The organism is Streptosporangium fragile (genome assembly GCF_039534445.1).
In the GTDB taxonomy this organism is placed as follows: domain Bacteria; phylum Actinomycetota; class Actinomycetes; order Streptosporangiales; family Streptosporangiaceae; genus Streptosporangium; species Streptosporangium fragile.
The window spans coordinates 1-14,708 of the sequence record NZ_BAAAVI010000120.1 but is presented as its reverse complement, the minus strand read 5'-3'; the positions used below and the strand labels follow the sequence as shown (position 1 = coordinate 14,708).

The following is a 14,708-nucleotide window of genomic DNA, read 5'->3' as shown; positions in this document are numbered from 1 at the left end:
GTGGCCGGGGCGGGCGCCGAGGCCGGGGCCGGAGCGGCCTGGGGCGCGGGCTGCGGGATCGAGGAGATCGGCTGCGCCGGCTGCGGGGCCGGGGCGGGCTCGGGCTCCGGCTCGGGGGCCGGCGCCGCCGCCGGGGCCGGAGCGGCGCCCTCGGTGGCATTCTCGTCGATGATGGCGAGCTCGGCGCCCACCTCGACGGTCTCGTCCTCGGCCACGACGATCTTGGTGAGGATGCCCGCCGCGGGCGACGGGATCTCGGTGTCGACCTTGTCGGTGGAGACCTCGAGAAGCGGCTCGTCGGCCTCGACGCGCTCGCCCTCCTTCTTCAGCCAACGGGTGACGGTGCCCTCCGTGACGCTCTCACCGAGCTGGGGCATCTGTACGGACTTCGGCATTGGTGTCTTCTCTCGCGTTCCGGTGAGGGCTTACGTTAGTTGTGGACGTGCAGGGGCTTGCCGGCCAGCGCCAGCATCGCCTCGCCGACGGCCTCGGACTGGGTGGGGTGCGCGTGGATGAGCTGCGCCACCTCGGAGGGGAGCGCCTCCCAGTTGTAGATCAGCTGCCCCTCGGTCACGAGCTCGCCGATGCGGCGGCCGACCATGTGGACGCCGAGCACCGGGCCGTCCTTCTGGGCGATGACCTTGACCGCACCCTGCGTCTGCAGGATCTGGCTCTTGGGGTTGCCCGCGAGGTCGTAGGTGAACTCGACGATCTCGTGGCCGCGCTCCCTGGCCTGCGCGGAGGTGATCCCCACCGAGGCGACCTCGGGGTCGGAGTAGGTGATCCGCGGCACGCCGTCGTAGTCGATCGGCACGGGGTTCAGGCCGGCGATGTGCTCGGCCACCAGGATGCCCTCGGCGAAGCCCGCGTGGGCGAGCTGCAGGGTGGGGATGAGGTCGCCGACCGCGTACACGCCCGGGACGCTGGTCTGGCAGAACTCGTTCACCACGACGGTGCCGCGCTCGATCGCGACGCCCGCCTCCTCGAAGCCCATGCCGGCGGTGACGGCGCCGCGCCCGACCGCCACGAGCAGCAGCTCGGCGTCGAGGGTCTTGCCGTTGGCCAGGGTGACGACCACGCCGGTGTCGGTGGTCTTGACGCCGTCGAAGAAGACACCCAGCTCCTGCTTGATGCCGCGGCGGCGGAAGGAGCGCTCCAGCAGCTTGGAGCTGGACTCCTCCTCCAGCGGGAGCAGGTGCGGCAGGGCCTCGACGATGGTCACCTCGGCGCCGAAGGAACGCCAGATGCTGGCGAACTCCACGCCGATGACGCCGCCGCCCAGGACGATCACCGAGGTGGGCACCCGGTCGAGCCTGAGCGCGTGCTCGCTGGTGATGACCCGCTCGCCGTCGATGTCCAGGCCGGGCAGCGACTTGGGCGCCGAACCCGTGGCCAGCACGATGTTGCGGCCCTCGTAGACGTCGGAGCCGACGGCCACCCGGTTCGGGCCCGCGAGACGGCCCTCACCCTCGACGATCGTGATGCCCTTGCTCTTGAGCAGGCCCTGCACGCCCCGCCAGGCGCGGCTGACGATCTTGTCCTTGAACGCGTGGACCGAGGGCACGTCGATGCCCTCGAAGCGGGCCTTGACACCGTAGGTCGCGCTTTCCCGGGTCTCGTCGGCCACCTCCGCGGAGTGCAGGAGGGCCTTGGTGGGGATGCACCCCCGGTGCAGGCAGGTGCCGCCGATCTTGTCCTTCTCGATCAGCACGACCGTCTTGCCCAGCTCGGCCGCCCGCAGAGCGCAGGCGTACCCACCGCTACCGCCACCCAGGACGACGATGTCGTAGGGGCCGCTGCCATCAGCCACAGGAAAGCTCCTTGTCGGATCGGAATACCGTGTTCACGGTCGCGCCCTGTCCGGGCCCTCGCCGGCCGCGCGGATCCTTGATCGTATCCACGGCGCCGTCGGGCCAGGCTCGACGCTGCGCCGGCGTCCGCTCTTGGCCTGACCCCGGCAACCGCATCTTTTCATTTGTCTACGCCGTGTGTGACCCGCTTGCGCGGCCGACGACTACGACGTCAGGCCCGCGTAGCGCTCGGCGAGGCCGATGAGCGTCCGGGTGATCGCCCCGGTGCCGCCCTTCGGGGTGTAGCCGTGGGCCTCGCCCTTGTTGAAGGCGGGACCGGCCATGTCGATGTGCGCCCAACGGACGCCGTCGGGCACGAACTCCCGCAGGAAGATGGCCGCCGTCAGCATGCCGCCGAAACGCTCGGGGTGCAGGTTGGCGATGTCGGCCACCGGGGAGTCGAGCCCCTTGCGCAGCTCCTCGGGCAGGGGCATGGCCCAGGCGGCCTCGCCCTGCTCGCCGGCCACGGCGACGACCTCGTCGCGCAGCCCGTCGTCGTTGCCCATGACGCCCGCCGTCCGCCAGCCCAGCGCGACGATCTGCGCGCCGGTGAGCGTGGCGACGTCGACGATGACGTCCGGGTCGTCCTGCCCGGCGCGGGCGATGCCGTCGATCAGCACCAGGCGGCCCTCGGCGTCGGTGTCGAGCACCTCGACGGTCTTGCCCGCGAAGCTCGTGAACACGTCGGAGGGGCGCTGCGCGGTGCCGCTCGGCATGTTCTCCGCCAGGCAGAGGTAGCCGACCGCGTTGACCTTCAGGCCCAGCTTGGCGATCGCGAGGAGCGCGCCGAAGACCGCGCCCGCGCCGCCCATGTCGGACTTCATCCAGTCCATCGAGGCCGACGGCTTGAGCGACAGGCCGCCCGAGTCGAAGGTGATGCCCTTGCCGACGAAGGCGAGCGTCTTGGCGGCGTCGGGGTGGCTGTAGGCGAGGCGGACCAGCCGCGGCGGGTTGGCCGAGCCCTGCCCGACGGCGAGGATGCCGCCGTAGCCGCCTTCCTTGAGGCCCTTCTCGTCGAGGACCTCGACCGACAGGCCGGCCTGACCGCCCAGCTGCTCGGCGATCTCGGCGAAGCGGGCCGGCCACAGGTCGGACGGCGGGGTGTTGACCAGGTCGCGCACGAGGGAGACCGACTCGGCCAGGGTGCGGGCGCGCTCGACCGCGGCCTCGGCGCCCTCGGCGCCGCTCAGCACGGTCAGCTCGTCCACCGGGGCGGTCGTGTCGCCGGTGGTGCGGTACTTGGTGAAGGAGTAGGCGCCGAGCAGGCCGCCCAGCGCGACGGCTCCGGCCTGCTCCGCGCCGGCGGCGGGCAGGGCGAGCGCCACCCGGGCGGTGCCGGCCAGGGCGCGGACCGCCGCGCCCGCGGCGCGGCGCAGGACCTCGGCGTCGTAGTCGCCCTCGGGGGCGTCGCCCAGGCCGACGACGACCAGGAGCGGCGCGGTCAGCGCGCCGAAGGTCGGGATCTTGGAGACCTCTCCGGCCTTGCCCTTCACGCCCACACCACCGAGCGTCGCGGCAAGCCTGCCGCCGAGCGCCTCGTCGAGGCCCTCCGCCCCGGGGGCGGGCCGCGGGCCGTCAGGTCCGGTGTGGACGCCGACGACCAGCGCGTCGGTGTCGAACGAGACAGCGTTGTCTGTTGGGTTCAGCCGCACAGTGGTCACATAGGCCGATGCTAGTCGGGCTTGCTCAGTACGCATAAACGAGGGTTCGTCCTACGAATCGTCCGGCCAGATGGTGCTATCCGAGGTAGCACCATCGCGGAAAATAGTGCTAATGTCGCTAGCACTATGTTGCTCACCCTGGATCTGAACGATCCCCGGCCGCTGCACGAGCAGGTCGCCGAGGCGATCAGGCGCGCCGTCGCCGAGGGGTCGTACGCTCCGGGCGACCGGCTTCCGCCCGCCCGTGACGTGGCCGCGGCGCTCGGCGTCAACGCCAACACCGTGCTGCGCGCCCTGCGCGACCTGCGTGACGAGGGAGTGCTGGAGTTCCGCCGCGGACGCGGCGTGAGCGTGCTCAACCGCCCCGATCCGCGCAGCGTGATCGAGGAGAAACTGCGGTCCCTGCTCGCCGAGGCGGTGCAGTACGGCTACCGCCACGACGACGTCATCGAGCTCATCAGGGAACTGTCTTGACCGGGCCGGGCGCCCGGTCATCGGAAGGAGAGACCGCCATGGGCCTGCGAGGCCGCTTCCTTTTCGCGGCCGCTGGCTGGTTCGCGCTCGTGACCGCCGCCCTGGTGGCCGCCCCGCTGACGCTGTGGAGCCGGCTGCCCGACCCGGTGGCCGTCCACTGGGGCCTGTCCGGCGCCCCCGACGGGTCGATGCCGCTCGCCGCGCTGCTCCTGCTCGACGTGGGCCTGTGGGCGCTGGTCGCGGTGGGCGCCTGCGCGCCCGCCCTCGGCCGCGCGGCGGTGCTCCGGCGCCGGGCGGGCCGTATGGGGATCGGTGCCCTCCTCGGCGGTGTCGGCCTCTTCTTCGTGGGCCTGCAGGCGAGCACGCTCTGGGCCAACCTCGACGCCCCCGGCTGGCGGCAGGCCGCTCACCTCGGCTGGGGCGTGGTGGTGCCGCTCGCGGGGCTGCTCGCGGGCGGCGCCCTCGGCGCGCTCGCCGGCCGCCCCGGGCCCGACGAGCCTCCGCCGCGGGCCGACGTCCCGGTGCGCGGCATCCGGCTCCGCCACGGCCAGCGTGCCGTGTGGGTCTCCTCGGTGCGCAACGGCTGGCTCACCGTGATCGGCGGTGCACTCCTGGCCTCGGGAATCGCCCTCTGCGTGCTCACGCTGATCGGCGGTGACCGCACGCTCCTGCCCCCGTCGGCGGTCACGGCCGTAGCCGGTCTCGCGGCGGTGACCTTCGGCTCGGTGCACGTGCAGATCACCGGCGACGGCCTGCTCGTCGCCTACGGGCCGCTGCGCCACCCCCGCAGGCGCATCCCGCTCGCGAAGGTGGAGCGGGCCTGGTCGGAGGAGCTGTTCCCCGCCCAGGTCGGCGGCTGGGGCCTGCGGGGCCTGCCCGGCGCTTCGACGATCATGATCCGGGGCGGGGAGTGCCTCGTCGTGGGCTACGTCTCCGGTGGCCGGCTCACCGTCTCGATCGACGACGCCGCCAGCGGCGCGGCCCTGCTCAACACCCTGGTCGCCGGAGCCTCCGCCGGTCCCGCCCTCCGGCGGTGATCCGGGTCCTTCGGCCTCCGACCCGTCTCCGGCGCCGGTCGCTCTCGCCCTCATCCACTCCGTCCCCTGTCCGGTCCGCCCTGTCTGTTTCCCCGCACGCCGCGAAGACCTCGTGGAAGGAGATGCCCGATGCATGGAGATGGCGGATCCCGCCGTCCGGCCGATCTGTGGCTGTTCCTGCTCGTCTCATTTGGCCTGTCCTGGCTGTTCGTCCTCCCGGTCTGGCTGGCGGACCTTCCGATCGGCTCGCCGGTGTTCTCGCTGCTCGCCCTGGCGATGATGTTCACGCCGACGTTCGGCGTCCTCGCCGTGTGGCTGACCGGCAGGAGGCGCGGTGAGCCCGGCGCGACCTGGCGAGAGTGGGCCCGGAGCACGGGCCTGACCCTGGGGGAGCGCCGGGGGCGCACCGTCGCCCTCGTCGCCGTGGCCTGGCTCGGCACCCCGCTGCTGGTCATCGCGGCGATCGCGCTCAGCGTCGCCGTCGGGGTGCTCTCCGTCGACCTGCGGGGGCTCAGCCTGTTCCGGCAGAGCCTCCAGGCTGTCTCCGCCGGGCAGGAGATCCCGGCGGACCCCTGGGTCCTGGTCGCCGCGCAGGTCGCGTCGGCCTTCCTGATCGCCCCGCTGATCAACACGATCGCGGCCCTCGGCGAGGAGTGGGGGTGGCGGGGCTGGCTGCTGCCGCGGCTGGCGCCGCTCGGCACCTGGCGGGCGCTGCTGGTGTCCGGCCTGATCTGGGGACTGTGGCACTTCCCGATCACCCTGCGCGGATACAACTACCCCGAGCTGGGCGCGTGGGCCGCTCCCGCGTTCGCGGTCTTCTGCGTGGCCTTCGGCGCCCTGCTCGGCTGGTTCCGCCTCCGCTCGGGCAGCGTCTGGCCCGCGGCGGTCGGCCACGGCGCGCTCAACGGCTCGGCGGCCCTCGTCCTGCTCGTCGGCGACGCCGCGGAACCGCCCAGCCTGGTTGTCGCCGGGATCACCGGAATGGTCGGCTGCGCGCTGGTGGCCGCGGTCTCCGCGGCGCTGTTCAGGCTCAAGCCGGTCGGGCGGCCCGTCCCGGAGGCGGTCTGAGATCACAGACCGCGGGTTTGGCGAAAGCCGTCAGCCCACGAGGAGGTCGTCAGCCCACGAGGACGGCGCACGCCAGCAGCGCTGCGGCCGTGCCGATCTCGACGAGAGCGCCGAGCACGTCCCCGGTGACGCCGCCGAGGCGCCGCACGGCCCGGCGCCGCATCGCCCAGGCCGCCAGGAGTCCCACGAGCACGGCCGCGGGCAGGCCCCAGACGGCCTGCGGTGTTCCCGGCCCCGGCAGGGACACCCGGGCCGCCAGGGCGGATCCCAAGAAGCCGGAGGAGGAGCCGATCCCCTCGGCGATCTCGTCGCCCTCCCCGGGCGCCCAGGAACGGCCGTCGACGAGCCCGTCGACGAGAACGGCCTGGCCGAGCGCGTCGGACAGCCACGGGCCGAAGGCCGGGTCGCGGTCGAGGAGGGCCAGGAACGTGGTCGCCGCGAGCACCAGGGCGGTGACGAACACCGCGACGCCCAGCCGCACGGTGCCCGCGACCATGGCGCCGAGCCCGTCGGGCCGGGCAGCCGGGATGCCCGTGCGACAGCCCCAGGTGAGCGCCAGCCGTCCGGCCGCGCAGGCCACGACCAACGCGATCGGGCCCATCCCGGTGGAGGTCACCTCCGCCAGGGCCGTCACCTGGACCAGTACGGTGAAGATCAACGTCACCACGCCGAACGGGCCGATGTCCGAGCGTTTCATGATCTCCAGCGCGCGCTCTGCCGGCCTGCCGCTGCCCAGCCCGTCGGCGAGGTCGGCCAGCCCGTCCAGATGCAGCCCCCGGGTCAGCAGCGCCACGGTCGCGACGGCCGGCACCGACGCCGCGAGCGGCGTCATTCCCAGCCACAGCGCCGCCGCGAGCACCAGCCCGCCGCAGATCCCGATCGCCGCCCCCACCAGTGGGGCGACCGCCATCGCGGTTCCTCCGGCCCGGCGGTCGACCACCCCGGGCCGTACCGGGAAGACGCTGAGCGTGCCGATCGCGAGACGCACCCCGTCGGCGAACGTCGACGGGGTCTCCGGAGACGGGCTGTCAGACACGACCGACGATCGTAGCCCGCCGCCGGTCGTCAGGCCGGAAGGGGGAGGAGACGGCCGGCGACGACGAGGGCGACGTCCTCGGACTCCCGGGCGAGGCGCTGGTTCAGCCGGCCGAGGGCGTCGCGGAACAGCCGGCCGCCGGCGGTGGCGGGTACCACGCCGAGGCCGACCTCGTCGGAGACCGCCACCACCCGGACCCGCGTCCGCCGCCAGGCCGCGACCAGCTCGTCGCACCGGGCCGCGACCGCGTCGCGGCCGTCCTCCCCGGACCAGGCGTCGCACTCGTCGAACACCGCGGCGACCCAGGTACCGAGCCCGTCGACCAGCAGCGGGGTGGTGGCCGACCCGAGCAGCCCGGCCAGGTCGGTGGTCTCGGCCGTGTCCCAGTGGGCGGGCCTGCGGCGCCGGTGCGTCTCGATCCGGCGCAGCCACTCGGGGTCGCCCTCACCCGACGGCCCGGTCGCGACGTACAGGACCTCGGGTTCGGCCGCCAGCCGCAGCTCGGCCTCGGCGGACTTGCCGGACCGGGTGCCGCCGAGCAGCAGGGTCCGGCGGGGGAAGGGGTCCGGTTCGGGCGGGGCCTCGTCGAGGTCGAGGACCGTCCCGTCCGCCACGACGCGCACCCCCCACAGCCGGGCCCGCCGGGCCAGCTCGGCGCCGGACGGCACCCGGTGGTCGACGTCCACGGCCACCACGTGCGTCCGTGTGCCGACCAGGCCGCGCCGCCGCAGGTCCCCCAGCCGCTCCGGCCGTTCCAGCACGTCCACCAGGGCCAGGTTCACCGCCCCTTCCTCCCCGTCCCACCCGCCGTACGGGGTGGCCGGTCCGTCGTCCGGGGCGGGGAAGGGAAGCGGGGCGGCGTACAGGACGCGACGGCCGCCCGGCGTGGTGACGACGAGGCCGTCGGGTCCGGCCGAGGCGCGGTAGCCCGGCGGGAGCGGTCCGGCGGGCGGAAGCCGCACGGAGTCTGCGAGGACGACCGAGGTGGGGCGGCGGTGGCCGGGGGCGAGGCGGGCGCAGGAGGCGCACTCGCAGCCCGGCGCCGGCCACCCGCCCGCACCTGCCGTGCCGGAGATCAGGACCTTCACACCGGCAGCGTACGGTGGGCGGCGACGTCACCCCGGCGAGCCCGCACGCCGGCGCCGTGCGGGCCCTCGGGGGCGGCGGCGCGGCGGGGACGGGCAAACGTTATCCCTTGGTCACCTTCGGATGCCTCGGAGAGGTAGGGTTCGCTGAGCTGTCGAGGGGGCACCGGCAGGATCCGCGAAAAGGAGCGTATGGCATGACGTGGCACTGGCGTTATGAAAACGCGAACGGCGGCGAGATCACCGATGGTGTTTCGCCGTCGGACACGTTCCCGAGCCAGGCCGATGCCGAGTCGTGGCTCGGTGAGAGCTGGCGAGAGCTGCTGGCCGCCGGGGTCGAAGCGGTCACCCTGTTGGAGGGCGACCGCGTCGAGTACGAGAGCATGTCGCTGCGTCCGGACTGACATTCGCCGGCCGCGAAAGCCTCTGTCAGCCGATTCCCGCCGCCCGGCGTGTGCCGTCGCCGGGCGGCGGGCACGCGGAATCCCTCCGGGTCTCCTCACCGCTCCGAAGGGCCGCTCCGAAGGGCGGGGCCTCCGCGCCGTGGGCGGTCCGTGACCGCCCCGGCGCCGCGGGCAGCGGTCACGGGCGCTTCGGCGGACTGACGGTCTTGGCCGGGTCGCGCTCGACGACCGGGCCGAGGACGTCGTCGATCCTGGTCAGCACCTCGGCGTCCAGCTTCACACCGGAGGCCTTGACGTTGTCGCGCACCTGCTCGGGCCTGGTCGCGCCGATGATCGCGGAGGCCACGTTGGGGTTCTGCAGCACCCAGGCCACCGCGAGCTGGGCCATGGTCAGGCCCAGTTCGTCGGCGATCGGCCTGAGGTTCTGGACCCGGGTGAGCACGTCGTCGCCGAGCATCCGGGAGATGAAAGCCCCTCCGGAGGGGTCCGTGGCCCGGGAGCCCGCGGGTGGCGGCTGGCCCGGCAGGTACTTGCCGGTGAGCACACCCTGGGCGATCGGCGACCAGACGATCTGGCTGACGCCCTCGTTCTTGCAGAGCGGCACGACCTCGGCCTCGATGACCCGCCACAGCATCGAGTACTGCGGCTGGTTGGAGACCAGGCGGTCGAAGCCCATCTCGTCGGCGATCTTCAGCGCCTGCGCGATCTGTTCGGCGTTCCACTCGCTGACGCCGACGTAGAGGACCTTGCCCTGCCGGACGAGGTCGTCGAAGGTCTTGAGGGTCTCTTCCAGCGGTGTCTCGTGGTCGAAGCGGTGTGCCTGGTACAGGTCGACGTAGTCGGTCTGCAGACGGCGCAGCGAGCCGTGGATGGACTCGGTGATGTGCTTGCGCGACAGGCCGCGGTCGTTGGGGCCGGGACCGGTCGGCCAGTAGACCTTGGTGAAGATCTCCAGAGACTCCCGGCGGACGCCCTTGAGCGCGCGGCCGAGAACTTCCTCCGCTTTGGTGCCTGCGTACACGTCAGCGGTGTCGAAGGTGGTGATCCCCTCGTCCAGCGCCGCCCGCACGCACTCCTTGGCAGCGTCCTCCTCGACCTGGGAACCGTGAGTGATCCAGTTGCCGTAGCTGATCTCGCTGACCATGAGACCGCTCCGGCCAAGATGGCGGAATTCCATGGCTCGACCCTAGTAGGCGCCATGGCACGGACCGATTCGGGATACTCTGCCCGGCGTGTCGCGGTTGATCACCTCTCGCTGGTTCCGGCTCGTGTTCGCCGCCGTTGCGGCGGCGGCGATCGTCGTGGCCGTCGCGCGCCTGCGTCGGCGCCCGTACGGCCCCCGGACGGTCTCACCGGCCCGGAGGTCGCCCGCCGCTTCCGGATCGGGGGCCGGGCTCGGGGCCCGGACCGGGGTCGCCACCAGGACTTTCCCCGTCGCCAGGGCGGGGGCTGTGGCCAAGGGCGCCTCCAGAGCAGGGGCCGGGGGCGGGAACGGATCGGTGACCGGGCCCCGAGCGGGGAGTGGACCCCGGGCGGCGGTCGCCGTCAGGGGTTTTCCCGCCGCCAGGAGAGGGGCCGTGGCCAAGGGTTCCCTCGGCACGGGAGCCGGTACTGGGGCCGAGGGCGGCGTGGGGGCTGGTGGTCTTGGGGCTGAGGATGGCGTAGGAGCCGGTGCCGGGGCCGAGGGCGGTGCGGGAGCTGGTGCCGGAGTCGAGGTTCGGGCGGGGGCTGGTGGTTCCGGGGCCGAGGATGGCGTAGAAGCCGGGGCCGAGGGCGGTGCGGGAGTTGGTACCGGGGCCGTGCGGCGGTCCGCGGCGGAGCGGCCGCCCGTACCCGCTTCGGGCGCGCCCGCCGTCGACGCCCCCGGGCGCACCCCCGGGCGCACCCCCGGCGCCCCGGCGCCGCAGTCCTCGAGCGAGGCAGCCCGCCGCCGTCTGCTCCGCTGGGGCGCGGTCGGGCTCGGGCTGTGCGTGCTGCTCTTCGGTGCCCAGCTGCTGGGGACCGCGGCCTTCTCCAAGGGACCGGACACGCAGGCGGCGGACCCCGTCGGGGAAGCGCGCGGAGTCGTCGATCCGTGCTTCCCGCAAGGCCCGGAGCGGTACCCGGCGGACGCCCCGCGCGACGGCGAGTGCGGTCCCGGGCTGCGCCTGTACACCCAGCCCCCGGACCGTCCCCGGACCCCGACCCCGGCGCCCTCACCGGGGGACGGTCTCACGGCCGCCCAGGTTCGGGACGAGGACTGCCACCCGCGCGTCGGCACGCCGAGGGTGCGGCCCGTCAGCCCGAGGGTGACCCGGGCGGTCAACCGGCAGTGGCTGCGAATCGAGCGATGGCTGCGGGCCAACGCCCCCGAAACCCACCGCACGCTGGCCGGGCCCGGCCGGGCCCGGACGATCGCGATCGCCGAGGCGCAGATGGGCCTGCGCTTCCCCGACGACCTGCGCGCCTCGCTGCTCCGCCATGACGGGGCGGTCTCCCTCGGACAGGTCCAGCCGTTCGGCTTCCTGGGCAACGGGAGCCTCGGCGTCCGCGGGATCCGCGACACCTGGCGGCAACTGTGCGGGACCGACGGTGAGGCCGACGGCGGTGAGGGAGCCGATCCGCGTGCGGACCGGTGGGACGGGCGGATGATTCCGTTCGGCGTCGACGGGAGCGGCGACCACCTCGTGATCGATTCGATCAGACGCGACGTGGGAGATGCCGACCATGAGAGCGGCATGAGCTTCACGCCCGGCGGGATCAGGATCCGCTCCTACTACGCCCTGCTGAAGGCGACGGCCGACGCTCTGGAGACCGGTGGGTCCGTGGGCCACTGGAAGCCGGGAGTCGCCGACGGCGTGTTGAGGTGGGAGACCACAGGAGTCGGGGCCCCGTCCTGACCGGCGGGTGCCCCAGCTCTCCGTCCTGATCGGAGAGGGTGGTTCCCGGCCTCGGCCGATCCGGCGAGATGCCCCCGGCGATCCGGAGGACCTCGGCCGATCCGGTGAGACGCCCTCGGCGATCCGGGGATCCCTGCCCCGACCGGTCGGGGCGCCGTGCCGTGCCTCTCCCGGGAGCTGGGATCCCGAGGTCGGGAAGGGGCCCCGACCGGGCGGACCTGAGCCTCTCCCGGGAGCGGGGATCCCGGCCTCCCCGATCAGGCCTGGAGGGCGCGAAGGCGCGAGGCCGGGCCAGAGACGTACGGGATCAGGCCAGAGACGTACGGGGTCAGGCCCCGGACGTGCGAGACCCCGCCACTCCGAGGTGGAGGGGCGGGGTCTCGACGGCGTCTCGCGCCGGTGCCCGGAAGGCTTGTGTCCCGTGTCCGGAAGGTTCTCTTCTGGTTCCGGGGGGCCTACTGTTTCGGCGGGACGGGTTTGCCGCCCGGGAGGACGGTCGGGGGCGGGAAGCGCAGCTTGCGGATCTGCAGCGCGCGCATGGCCGCGTAGAAGCCGACGCCCCTGGTGTTCTCCCCGGGGAACTTCTCGGCCACGAGCTTCTTGACCTTCCACGACACCCAGACCGAGGTGAGCAGCACGCCGACCATCATGACCGGCCAGCCGATCGTGATGACCGCGATGTAGACGTAGCCGCGGATCTGCACCGGGAAGGGGATCCAGGTGAGCAGCAGGATGAGGATCGAGAACGGCAGGAAGTACTGGCTGACGACGCGGCGCGAGTCGACCCAGTCGCGCGCGAACTTCCTGGCGGGCCCCCGGTCACGGGCCGGGAAGTAGCGCTCGTCGCCGCGGAGCATGCCCTCGCGCGCCTTGGCGCGTTCTTGGGTCTGGCGCTCGCGGAGCTGCCGGTAGGCCTCTTTGCGGTTCTGGGGGGCGTTCACCGGCTGGCGGCGACGACCCTCGGCGTCCCGCCGCTTGGGTGTGGGACGCCCCTTGCCCACAGGCTTAGGATCGTTAGCGGAGGTGGGGGAGTCGTCCGCGGTGGTCTGGGTACGTCGGAACACATCGCCAGCCTACCGGGACTGCAACTTAGTGACGCCCCCGCTCGTTATGCGTAGGGTGAACCTTATGGTGGCTCCGGTGCTTTTTCGGGGGCTGGACTCACTTGGGGTGGCCCGAAGCGCACGTGAAGAAGGGGACGGCCGACGCGCATGAGCGTGATGAAGAGACTTTCGCTGATCTTCAGGTCCAAGGCGAACAACGCGTTGGACAAGATGGAGGATCCTCGCGAAACGCTTGACTACTCCTATCAGCGTCAGCTGGAGCTGCTGCAGAAGGTGCGTCGGGGCGTGGCCGATGTCGCCACCTCGCGCAAGCGGGTGGAGCTTCAGATCAACCAGCTTGAGGCCCAGTCGCGCAAGCTTGAGGAGCAGGGGCGCAAGGCGCTCGGCGTCGGCCGTGAGGATCTCGCCCGCGAGGCGCTGACCCGCCGGAGCAGTCTGCAGACCCAGATCGCCGACCTGCGTGTGCAGCACGACAACCTGCAGGCCGAGGAGGAGAAGCTCACCACCGCCTCCCACCGGCTGCAGGCCAAGGTCGACGCCTTCCGTACGCGCAAGGAGACCATCAAGGCCACCTACACCGCGGCCGAGGCTCAGACGCGGATCAACGAGGCGTTCTCCGGCATCTCCGAGGAGATGGGCGACGTCGGCCTGGCGATCCAGCGGGCCGAGGACAAGACGGCCGCCATGCAGGCCCGCGCGGGTGCCATCGACGAGCTGCTGGCCAGCGGCGCGCTCGACGACTTCAGCGGGCAGCGCGGTGACGACATCCAGGCCGAGCTCGACCGCATGGGCGGCGGGCACGACGTGGAGCTGGAGATCGCCCGTATGAAGGCCGAGCTCGGTCAGGGCCCCGCGCCGCAGGGCGCCATCGAGTCCGGTCCGGGGCAGCCCCAGCAGCAGCCCCAGCAGTATCAGCAGCCGCAGCAGGCTCCCTCGAACCCCACCCAGCAATACCGGCAGCCGGGGGAGGGCTTGTGATCGTCCGCATCATGGGGGAGGGGCAGGTCGAGATCGCTCAAGCCGACCTCGCCGTGCTCAACGCCCTGGACACCGAGCTGGAGGCCGCCATCGAGGCGGGTGAGGAGGGCGCCTTCCGGGAGCGGCTGCACGCCCTGCTCGACAAGGTCCGCCACGTCGGCAAGGCGCTGCCGGACGACAGCCTGGCGTCCTCCGAGCTGATTCTGCCGCCGGCCGACGCCTCCATGGACGAGGTGCGGGAGATGCTCGGCAACGAAGGGCTGATCCCCGGCTAGCTCCGGCGCCGGGCGTGAGCCCGGTTCGCCCCGGACCCGACCGGTGCCATGGTGCCCACCGGACATCCTCCGGTGGCGGGGAGGGGGCCTTCCGTGTTTCGCCGGTCCGGCCCGGTAGGGGGCGGGTGTTCCGCGACGGCCGAGTGGGATCTGCCGGATCTGTTCTGCGGGGGAAGCGGTGGAAGCGGGAGAAACACGGCGGGACGTGCCGTGCCCGGCGACGGCACCGGGTGTCGGCCGACGGGGGTCGACCGGCAGAGCCCTCGTCACGTCCGCGCCGTGCTCTCCCTGATACGCGGACGTGCGGTGTTCCCGCCGTAGACCCCGGGCCGTACGGCATGCCCGCCCGGCTCCGCGTCCCGGCCGACATGCCCGAGCCGCGGGCGGGGAACGCGGTCCGGACGCGTTCGCGAGCCGCTCGCCTCTCCGACGGCGCCTGGAGCGGCTCGGCAGCGACCCCCGGTCTGGCCCGGACACAGGGTCTGCGTGGTGCGCCGGGAGGGGGCGTCGGCCGCCGTGGTTCCCCGCCGGTGCGCGCCCGGCTGCTGAGCTGGGACGCACAGCGGTACAGGGGGGTGGAACGCGCCATTCGTGACCGTCCGAGTTGTCAGTTGATGCACGTCCTGTGACCCTTTGCCCCCACAATGGTCCCAGGAATCGTCGCAGGAGTCACAGGAGAGGGTGTGGTCATGGCGGACCTGGCGTCCTTGCGGCCTGGGGACCCCGAGCACGTACGGGAGTACCGGCTCACCGCGCGCCTCGGTGAGGGCGGCCAGGGGACGGTCTACCTGGGTGTCTCGCCGACCGGAGCCCGCGTCGCGGTCAAGCTGCTCCGCGCCGATCTCACGCAGGACGCGGAGGCCATGGAGCGCTTCGTCCGCGAGGTCAGCACCACCC

Annotated in this window: 14 protein-coding genes and 1 pseudogene; 8 read left to right on the top strand and 7 right to left on the bottom strand. The window is 72.9% G+C overall.

Features of this window, described 5'->3' with window-relative positions; genetic code table 11:
* The 3 genes from ABD841_RS39090 to ABD841_RS39080 form a co-directional block, all read right to left on the bottom strand.
* Positions 1–395 (bottom strand): biotin/lipoyl-containing protein (locus ABD841_RS39090; protein ID WP_344982109.1); only part of this gene is annotated, 395 nt, incomplete at its 3' end.
* 35 nt (positions 396–430) lie between these two features.
* Positions 431–1,810 (bottom strand): dihydrolipoyl dehydrogenase, encoded by a 1,380-nt coding sequence (gene lpdA, locus ABD841_RS39085; RefSeq protein ID WP_344982108.1) that lies wholly within the window; start codon positions 1,808–1,810, stop codon positions 431–433.
* 204 nt (positions 1,811–2,014) lie between these two features.
* Complete coding sequence (locus ABD841_RS39080) at positions 2,015–3,547, bottom strand: leucyl aminopeptidase (RefSeq protein WP_344982107.1); 1,533 nt, start codon at positions 3,545–3,547, stop codon at positions 2,015–2,017.
* Positions 3,548–3,637: 90 nt separating this feature from the next.
* Between ABD841_RS39080 and ABD841_RS39075 the strand changes: the two genes are divergently transcribed.
* The 3 genes from ABD841_RS39075 to ABD841_RS39065 all read left to right on the top strand — a co-directional run bounded on the left by ABD841_RS39075 (position 3,638) and on the right by ABD841_RS39065 (position 6,090).
* Positions 3,638–3,985 (top strand): GntR family transcriptional regulator, encoded by a 348-nt coding sequence (locus ABD841_RS39075; RefSeq protein ID WP_344982106.1) that lies wholly within the window; start codon positions 3,638–3,640, stop codon positions 3,983–3,985.
* A 38-nt stretch (positions 3,986–4,023) separates the two neighbouring features.
* Positions 4,024–5,022: an SdpI family protein gene (locus ABD841_RS39070; protein WP_344982105.1), complete on the top strand. Its 999-nt coding sequence runs from the start codon at positions 4,024–4,026 to the stop codon at positions 5,020–5,022.
* Positions 5,023–5,151: 129 nt separating this feature from the next.
* A complete protein-coding gene (locus ABD841_RS39065) occupies positions 5,152–6,090 on the top strand; it encodes a CPBP family intramembrane glutamic endopeptidase (protein ID WP_344982104.1) in 939 nt (312 codons plus the stop codon).
* 49 nt (positions 6,091–6,139) lie between these two features.
* Here ABD841_RS39065 and ABD841_RS39060 read toward each other — a convergent pair whose 3' ends face one another.
* Both ABD841_RS39060 and ABD841_RS39055 read right to left on the bottom strand, forming a co-directional pair.
* Entirely contained in the window at positions 6,140–7,126 is a 987-nt protein-coding gene (locus tag ABD841_RS39060) for an adenosylcobinamide-GDP ribazoletransferase (RefSeq protein ID WP_344982103.1), read from the bottom strand.
* Between the two features lie 29 nt (positions 7,127–7,155).
* Positions 7,156–8,214: a bifunctional adenosylcobinamide kinase/adenosylcobinamide-phosphate guanylyltransferase gene (locus ABD841_RS39055; RefSeq protein WP_344982102.1), complete on the bottom strand. Its 1,059-nt coding sequence runs from the start codon at positions 8,212–8,214 to the stop codon at positions 7,156–7,158.
* A gap of 194 nt (positions 8,215–8,408) precedes the next feature.
* Between ABD841_RS39055 and ABD841_RS39050 the strand changes: the two genes are divergently transcribed.
* The gene (locus ABD841_RS39050; RefSeq protein ID WP_344982101.1) at positions 8,409–8,615 is read left to right on the top strand and encodes a hypothetical protein; all 207 of its coding nucleotides are present in this window, start codon (positions 8,409–8,411) and stop codon (positions 8,613–8,615) included.
* A 178-nt stretch (positions 8,616–8,793) separates the two neighbouring features.
* Here ABD841_RS39050 and ABD841_RS39045 read toward each other — a convergent pair whose 3' ends face one another.
* Positions 8,794–9,792, bottom strand: coding sequence for an aldo/keto reductase family protein (locus ABD841_RS39045; protein WP_344982100.1), 999 nt, complete (start codon positions 9,790–9,792; stop codon positions 8,794–8,796).
* 622 nt (positions 9,793–10,414) lie between these two features.
* Here ABD841_RS39045 and ABD841_RS39040 point away from each other — a divergent pair.
* On the top strand, positions 10,415–11,494 hold the full coding sequence (locus ABD841_RS39040; protein ID WP_344982099.1) for an SMI1/KNR4 family protein: 1,080 nt from the start codon (positions 10,415–10,417) through the stop codon (positions 11,492–11,494).
* Between the two features lie 455 nt (positions 11,495–11,949).
* Here the strand turns inward: ABD841_RS39040 and ABD841_RS39035 are convergent, their stop codons facing one another.
* Entirely contained in the window at positions 11,950–12,495 is a 546-nt protein-coding gene (locus ABD841_RS39035) for a DUF3043 domain-containing protein (protein WP_344982098.1), read from the bottom strand.
* A 210-nt stretch (positions 12,496–12,705) separates the two neighbouring features.
* Between ABD841_RS39035 and ABD841_RS39030 the strand changes: the two genes are divergently transcribed.
* The 3 genes and pseudogenes from ABD841_RS39030 to ABD841_RS39020 form a co-directional block, all read left to right on the top strand.
* Positions 12,706–13,536: a PspA/IM30 family protein gene (locus tag ABD841_RS39030; RefSeq protein WP_344982097.1), complete on the top strand. Its 831-nt coding sequence runs from the start codon at positions 12,706–12,708 to the stop codon at positions 13,534–13,536.
* Positions 13,533–13,811 carry a PspA-associated protein PspAA gene (gene pspAA / locus ABD841_RS39025; RefSeq protein WP_344982096.1) on the top strand — a complete coding sequence of 93 codons (279 nt, stop codon included), beginning with the start codon at positions 13,533–13,535 and terminating at the stop codon, positions 13,809–13,811. The genes ABD841_RS39030 and pspAA overlap by 4 nt, the downstream gene beginning before the upstream one ends.
* A gap of 689 nt (positions 13,812–14,500) precedes the next feature.
* A pseudogene (locus ABD841_RS39020) lies at positions 14,501–14,708 on the top strand (serine/threonine protein kinase); the annotation flags it as partial.